The sequence below is a fragment of the Mesorhizobium sp. M7A.F.Ca.US.006.04.2.1 genome (assembly GCF_004022915.1).
Taxonomy (GTDB): domain Bacteria; phylum Pseudomonadota; class Alphaproteobacteria; order Rhizobiales; family Rhizobiaceae; genus Mesorhizobium; species Mesorhizobium ciceri.
In genome coordinates this window covers 1-7,273 of sequence record NZ_RZQA01000263.1, presented here as the reverse complement: position 1 = coordinate 7,273, position 7,273 = coordinate 1, and the positions used below count along the sequence as shown (strand labels likewise).

The window sequence follows — 7,273 nt, the reverse complement described above, 5'->3', positions numbered from 1 at the left end:
CCGTCACCGTGCTGGCGCGGACCGGCGCCGAAGCCGATGCGGCGGCGACGCTCATCGCCAACGCGGTGGACCTGCCCGGCAATCCCGCCATCAAGCGCATTTCCGCACACGAACTGTCGCCCGACAGCGATCTCGGCTCGCGGCTGGTGACGCAAGGCGTCGGCACGCTTGCCCTTGGCGAAGTGGCGCGCGCGCTGGACAATGGCCTTGCCGTCGCCGAAGATTTTCGCCGGCGGGGGCTTATTGCCGGGTCGGCGCTGTTTCTCGGCGGCGAGATCCGCATCAGTGGCTCGGTTGCGCTGGCCGCGCCCAACGAAACTTCGAGGGAGGAAGTTGCCCATGCCTGAGTTTCCGATCCGCAAGATCGCGGTTCTGACCGAAGAGATCTTTCACGAGGGCGGGCCGGTGGCCAAGGTGCCGCGCCGCCGTGCCGCCGCCATGGCGCTGGTAAAGAACCCGTTCGCCGGGCGCTATGTCGAGGAGCTGCAGAGCGCCATGGACGATCTCAAGCCGCTCGGCCTGCTGCTCGCCGACCGGCTGATCGCGGCGCTCGGCGGCGACGTCAAGCAGATCGACGGCTACGGCAAAGGCGCCATTGTCGGCACCGCAGGTGAGCTGGAACACGGCGCGCTCTGGCATGTGCCCGGCGGCTACGCCATGCGCGAGCGGCTCGGCGACGCCAAGGCGATCGTGCCGTCGGCCAAGAAGGTCGGCGCTTTCGGTTCGAAGCTCGACGTGCCGCTCGGCCACATCAACGCCGCCTATGTGCGCAGCCATTTCGACGCCATGGAAGTCGGCATGTCCGATGGTCCGCGCCCCGACGAGATCCTGTTCTGCCTCGCCATGACTTGTGGCCCGCGCATCCACGATCGCATGGGTGGTCTCGCGGCCGATGACATCAAAGCCTGGGATGGGCTGCGGTGAGCGGCGAGGACAATCTGCTCAAGCTGGTCGAGGTCGAGGCGCCGGACGACCAGGGTTACCTGCTGCAGGAGCAGGTCGGCTTCATCCTGCGCAAGGCGCATCAGCGCCATGTCGCGATCTTTGCCGCGCATATCGGCGATCTGACGCCGCCGCAATTCGCGGCGTTGGCCAAGCTGCGTGACGTCGGCGAGACCTCGCAGAACCAGCTCGGCACGCTGATCGCTATGGATGCGGCGACGGTGAAGGGCGTCATCGACCGGCTGAAGGCGCGCGGCCTGGTCGAGCTTTCCAGGCACGAGGTCGACAAAAGACGGCTGCTGGTCAATCTGACCGCGGCAGGCCGCGATGCCATCGAGCGCCTGATCCCGCCGGCGCGCGAGATCACAAAGGAGACGCTGGCGCCGCTCTCGGCCAAGGAGATCGCCACCTTCATGAAGCTGCTGGTGAAGCTGGCTTAGACCCGCCGGGCGCCAAAGGAGGCACCCGGCAGGAAGTTTGCCTCAGAGGCCGTTGTCCTTCAGCACCTGGGCGGCGTTTTCCTTGGTGATCTTCTCGGTTGGTAGGGTAATGGTCTTTTCGACTTTCTCGCCGTTGAGGAACTTGATCGCCTGGCGCAGGCCTTCGGCACCGGGAGTGACATAGGTGAAGGTCGCCGTCAGCTCGCCCTTGTTCACCATCTGCACGCCTTCATTGGGCAGGCCGTCGATACCAATGAACTTGATGTCCTTCTCGCGGCCAACATCCTTGGCGGCGAGATAGGCGCCATAGGCCATCGGGTCGTTGTGGCCGTAGACGAGATCGATCTTCTCGTTGCTCTTCAGCGCGTTGGCCATCAGATTGTAGGCCTGGTCCTGCTTCCAGTCGCCCGATTGCTGGTCGAGCAGATATTTGATGCCCGGCTCCTTGTCGGTGAATTCGTGAAAGCCGTCATGGCGGTCATGCGCCGGCTGGGTGCCCATGCCGCCCCAGATCTCGACGACGTTGCCTGCAGCCTTGCCCTTGCCGCCCAGCAGTTCGACGGCATATTCGCCGGCCGCGCGGCCGATCAGCGCGTTGTCGCCGCCGACGAACTGCGTGTAGTCCTTGGTGTCGACATTGCGGTCGAGCACGAAGACCGGGATCTTGGCGTCGATCGCCTGCTGCACGACGCCGGTCAGGCCGGCCGATTCCTTCGGTGACACCAACAGCGCATCGACCTCCTGGCGGATCAGGTTCTCGACATCGGCGACCTGCTTTTCGGTCTTGTCCTCGCCGTCGGTGATGATCAGCTCGACCTCGGGGTGCTTGGCGGCTTCGGCCAGGATGTCCTTGTTGAACTGCGCGCGCCAGGGCTCGATGGTCGTCACCTGCGAGAAGCCGATCTTCCACTTCTTGTCCTGGGCATAGGCATTGCCGGTGGTCAGCAGCGCGGTGGTGGTCAGCAGTGCCGCGGTCACGGCGGCAAGCTTCAGCATGTCACGTCGTTTCATTTTTTGTTTCCTCCGAGATTGAGAGACGGTGTCTCTTGCGACGGCCGCTTTGCCGCGGCCGTTTCCTTGTGCGCCGATTGCCCGCCGGGCAGGCGCAGATAGGCCAGGAGATCACCGGCATTGCGCTCCTGCACGAGCACGGTGCCGATGATGATCATCCCCTTCAGCACCAGCTGAAGGTTCGAATTGATGTTGTGGAGCTGCAGGATGTTGGAGAGCAGACCGAAGATCAGCACGCCGCAGAACGTGCCGATGAGGCTGCCGCGCCCGCCCATCAGGCTGGTGCCGCCTATGACCACAGCGGCAATGGCGTCGAGCTCCAGCCCGGCGCCGGCATCCGGCTTGCCTTGCCGGTACTGCGCGACATAGAGCACGGCGGCAATGCCGGCGAGCAGCCCGGAGACGGCATAGGTGGCGATCTTGACGCGGCCGGCGGCGATGCCGGAGAGGCGCGCCGCCTCCTCGTTGCCGCCGATGGCATAGACATAGCGGCCGAACGGCGTGAAGCGCAGCACCGCGCCGTAGATCACGATGGCGCCGAGGAAGAACAGGCCCGGCATCGGGATGATGCCGAACACCAGCGAGCGCAGGATCTCGAAATCGGCGGTGGCGTTGGAGCCGGTATAGACCGGCAGCACCGCATTGTTCTGGCCGGCGGTCAGCCGTGCGATGCCGAGCGCCGTCACCATCATAGCCAGGGTGACGATGAAGGGCTGCAGCCGTCCGGCAACGATGATGAAGCCGTTGAGCGCGCCGAACAGCAAACCAACGCACGGCGCCACCAGCAGCACGCCGAGCACGCCGAATTTCGGCTCGATCTGCGGCAGCAGAAACCACAGCGACAGGCAGCACAAGACCACGCCGACGACGGCGGGCGTGATCAGGCCGCGAATCCCGTCCAGCCTGATCTCGCGGACGAGATCGGCGCCGGCACGGGACTTTGCCAGGTTCTGGAAGATGAAGCGGGTGACGACGAAACCGAGGCAAAGCGCCACCAGCGCGACGGTCGGCACGCCCAGCACGACGCCCGGCGTCACGCCTGGGACCGTCAGCAGCATGGCACAGACCACCGAGCAGATGGCCATCAGCGAGCCGACGGAGAGATCGATGCCGCCGGTGATGATGACAGCCGTCATGCCGGTGGCGATCAGCCCGGTGGTCGAGACCTGGCGCAGCACGTCGAGCAGGTTGCCGTAGGAGAGGAAGATGTTGTTGCCCTTGGAACTCATCGGCGAGCCCAGCACGCCGATCAGGAAGATGGCGATCAGGCCCCAATAGAGCTTGGTACGGGACAGGAGTTTCAGGGCAGTCATGCGGCTGGTCTCGATATGGTCCTGCGCGGGGCGGCGAGACGCATGATGGCCTCCTCGCTGGCCGCATCGCGGGAAAGAATGCCTGTCTGGCGGCCATCGGCCATCACCAGGATGCGGTCGGAGAGATGCAAAAGCTCCGGCAGTTCGGAGCTGATGACGGCGATGGCCAGTCCATCGCGCGCCAGCTTGAAGATCAGGTCGTAGATCTCGCGTTTGGCGCCGACATCGATGCCGCGCGTCGGCTCGTCGAACAAGAGGATGCGTGTTCCCGCCGCCAGCCAGCGGCCGATGATCGCCTTCTGCTGGTTGCCGCCGCTGAACAGGCGGATCGGCCGGTCGAGCAGGAATGGGCGCAGATTGACGCGGCTCATCTTCTCGGCCGCCACCTGTTTCAACCTGGCGTGATCGATGAGGCCGCGCGGCGCGAACACGGCCATCGAGGCCAGCGCCATATTGCTGGTGATCGAGCGCAGCGGCACGATGCCTTCGCGTTTGCGCTCCTCCGGCACCAGTCCGACGCCGGCGGCAATCGCGTCACGCGGGCTGAAGAACCGTGCCGCCTTGCCGTCGATTGCAATCGTCCCGGCCGTGGCGCGATCGGCGCCGGCCAAGAGCCGCAGCAGTTCAGTGCGGCCGGAACCGACCAGGCCGGCAATGCCCAGCACCTCGCCGCGATGCAGATCGAACGACACGTTGCGCACCTTCGTCGCCGAGGAGAGGCCACGCGCGCTCAGCATGACCTTGTTCGTGGCATGGGAATTATGCTGCTCCTGCGCCAGTTCGCGGCCGACCATCATCGCCACGACCGCTTTCTCCGACAGGTCGTTCAGATCGACGGAATCGACGACGACGCCATCGCGCATGATGGTGGCGCGCCGGCAGATGCCGAACACCTCGTCCAGCTTGTGCGAGACATAGACGACGGCGACGCCGTCGCGGGCGAGGCCGGTGATGACTTGCGCCAGCCGTTCGAATTCGCTCGGCGTCAGGCTCGATGTCGGCTCGTCCATGGCAACGATGCGGGCGCGATCGAGCAGCGCGCGGGCGATCTCGACAATCTGCCGCTGCGCCACCTTCAGGGTACCGAGGGGTGCAGCCGGATCGATGGAGGGATCGATGGCCGCAAGAGCCTCCGCAGCACGGCGCTCCTGTTCGCGCCGAGCGACGAAGATGGCGCCGCGCGTCAGCGGATGGCCTAAGAACATGTTCTGGGCGACGCTAAGGCGTGGTACCTGCTGCAATTCCTGATGGATCATGGCGACGCCCGCAGCGCGTGCGGCGACCGGGTTGGCGAGTGTAACCGGCTTGCCGTCGATGAGGACGCTTCCCGCTGTCGGCGTGTGGACGCCAGACAGGATGCGCAGCAGCGTCGACTTGCCGGCGCCATTTTCCCCGAGCAGGCCGTGGATTTCACCGGCACCTACCGAGAACGACACGCCGTCAAGCGCCCGCACGGCCGGAAACAGCTTGGAAATGCCCTGGAATTGCAGCCGGGGTGACATTGGGTTCTATCTCCGGGCAACGGTGCCGGCGGGAGCGAATTGCTCTGGCCGGCACTCGCCGATTGGCCTTACTGGCCCGCAGCCGCGTCCTCGAGCAGTGCCTTGCGCGCGCCGGCGCCGGAATAGCGGTCGGCATTGTCCTTGGTGATCAGTGCCTGGGGCGTGGCGACGACGCGGGGCAGCTTCTGTCCCGCGACGAGACGCAGAGCAGTTTCCAACGCCACTTCGCCGGTCAGCACCGGGAAACTGTCGACCGTGCCGGTCAGTTCGCCGGCCCGTATGGAGGCATAGGCGTCGGAAATGCCGTCGGTGCCGAAGACCGCAACCTTGTCCTGCAGGCCGGCGGCCTTGACTGCCTCGACGATGCCGAGCGCCATGCCGTCATTGTTGGCATAAAAGCCGATCAGGTCGGGGTGCTGCTGCAGGATGTTGGTGGCCGCATCATAGGAGGTCTGGCGGTCCCAGTTGCCGGGAACGCTGGCGACGACCTCGAACTTGCCTGCCTCGGTGATGGTCGACTTGAAGCCGTCGGTGCGCTGCACGGCGGCATAGACGCCAGCCTGGCCTTCGACGATGGCGACCTTGCCGCCATCCGGACGGTTCTTGATGAACCATTTGGCGACGCGCACGCCATTGTCGCGCTGGACATTGCCGACATAATGTTCGGCCTGCGGGATGACGGCGTCATTGACGTTGACCACCGGCACGTTGGCGGCCTTGGCTTGCTCCATGATCGGCTGCAGATTGGCATCCGTTTGCGGCGAGACGAGCAGCACGTTGTAGCCCTGGGTCACCAGGCCTTCGGCAATGGTGAGCTGGCCGAGCTGGTCGCCCTCGCTTTGCGCTGCCTGATAGACGACGGGAACGCCGACCTTGGCGCCGAATGCCGTGTAGCCCTCGCCCAGCGAGCGCCAGTATTCATTGGTCAGCGTCTTGGAGACGGCGCCTGCCTTGGTGCCTTCGGGCAGCTTGGGGAACGCGCCGAATTTGGCCTCGACCTGCGACCAGTCGATGCGGTCCTTTTCCGTGTCGGAATTGAGCGGCGCGAGGTCGGCCGAAAAGGCAGAGCCGATCGACAGCGCCATCAGTGCGGCGGTAGCAGTGGCAAGCAGAAGTTTCATTGTATTCCTCCCTTGTTGAAAACGATAATGGTGCGGATGCCTCAGCTATCCGGCCCGAGCATGATTTCCTGGATGATGGCCTGCGACGTCACCGCATCCTGGCTGTCCATGGCGGCGGACAGGCGATTGTCCTGCTCCAGCCGGTCGACGACGCGCAGCATGCGCTTGACGGTGGCGATGTTGACTTCGCACTCGCGCACCGGATCGAGCCCGGTCATGTCGGGGAACGTGTCGAAATAGATGGCGCCGGCGTAACCGTCGCGGCGAATCTGCCTGAGCAGCTCGATGGTCTGCAGCGTGTGCACCGCGCCGACCATCAGGCCGTCGTCGCGCTTGGCGTAGCCGTCGTTCAGATGCACGCCGAGCAGCTTGCTGTGGCGCGCCACCAGGGCCGCGGCAAAGGCCGGCTGTTCGTCAGCATAGAGCACATGGGCGAAATCGAGGGTGACGCCCAGATTGGGCAGGCCGACATCGCGGATCGCCAGCAAGGTCGTCGCCGCATCCGGCATCAGGCTGTAGGAGCGTGGTTCGTTCGGTTTGTACTCAAGGCTGATCTGACAGTCGGGATCATGCGCGGCTACTTCACGAATCCCCTCGATTTCGTGTTGCCAAAGCGTCACATAGTCGGCCTGGAAGGCGTAGTCGAAGCCATCCTGGCCGAGCCACAGCGTCATCAGGCTGGCGCCGGCCTCACGCACGGCATCGATGCCGGCTTTGGTCAGGTCGATGGCCTCGCGGCGCACCGCCGGATCCGGATTGGTGAAGGCGCCGAGCTTGAAGGCGGGGTTGGAGTAGTAGCGCATGGCAAAGCCATTGATAGAAAGCCCGAGATCGCTCAGTTTGAGGGCGATTTCCGCAGGCTTTTCAGTGACATGGTCGGGAAAGTTGAGGTCGAGATCGGTAAGCCCGCCGACCTTGGCGGCGCGCGCCGCCATCTGCAGCAG

General features: G+C 64.9%; 7 protein-coding genes and 1 pseudogene. 3 read left to right on the top strand and 5 right to left on the bottom strand.

Annotation, left to right across the window (positions count from 1 at the left end; genetic code table 11):
• The 3 genes and pseudogenes from EN925_RS15925 to EN925_RS15915 all read left to right on the top strand — a co-directional run.
• A pseudogene (locus tag EN925_RS15925) lies at nt 1-347 on the top strand (UPF0280 family protein); the annotation flags it as partial.
• Nucleotides 340-924 carry an amino acid synthesis family protein gene (locus EN925_RS15920; protein ID WP_024502071.1) on the top strand — a complete coding sequence of 195 codons (585 nt, stop codon included), beginning with the start codon at nt 340-342 and terminating at the stop codon, nt 922-924. The pseudogene EN925_RS15925 and the gene EN925_RS15920, both read left to right, overlap by 8 nt.
• Nucleotides 921-1,382: a MarR family transcriptional regulator gene (locus EN925_RS15915; protein ID WP_127368433.1), complete on the top strand. Its 462-nt coding sequence runs from the start codon at nt 921-923 to the stop codon at nt 1,380-1,382. The genes EN925_RS15920 and EN925_RS15915 overlap by 4 nt, the downstream gene beginning before the upstream one ends.
• A gap of 42 nt (nt 1,383-1,424) precedes the next feature.
• Here the strand turns inward: EN925_RS15915 and EN925_RS15910 are convergent, their stop codons facing one another.
• From EN925_RS15910 to EN925_RS15890, 5 genes are all read right to left on the bottom strand, one after another.
• Nucleotides 1,425-2,393, bottom strand: coding sequence for a substrate-binding domain-containing protein (locus EN925_RS15910; RefSeq protein WP_013528455.1), 969 nt, complete (start codon nt 2,391-2,393; stop codon nt 1,425-1,427).
• Nucleotides 2,390-3,706: an ABC transporter permease gene (locus EN925_RS15905; protein ID WP_013528456.1), complete on the bottom strand. Its 1,317-nt coding sequence runs from the start codon at nt 3,704-3,706 to the stop codon at nt 2,390-2,392. Before EN925_RS15905 ends, EN925_RS15910 begins: the two co-directional genes overlap by 4 nt.
• Nucleotides 3,703-5,208 carry a sugar ABC transporter ATP-binding protein gene (locus tag EN925_RS15900; protein ID WP_128336689.1) on the bottom strand — a complete coding sequence of 502 codons (1,506 nt, stop codon included), beginning with the start codon at nt 5,206-5,208 and terminating at the stop codon, nt 3,703-3,705. Before EN925_RS15900 ends, EN925_RS15905 begins: the two co-directional genes overlap by 4 nt.
• 68 nt (nt 5,209-5,276) lie before the next feature.
• On the bottom strand, nt 5,277-6,329 hold the full coding sequence (locus EN925_RS15895; protein ID WP_024502965.1) for a substrate-binding domain-containing protein: 1,053 nt from the start codon (nt 6,327-6,329) through the stop codon (nt 5,277-5,279).
• A 41-nt stretch (nt 6,330-6,370) separates the two neighbouring features.
• Nucleotides 6,371-7,273, bottom strand: a 903-nt coding sequence (locus EN925_RS15890) for a TIM barrel protein (protein ID WP_245487229.1), incomplete at its 5' end; no start/stop codon positions are given.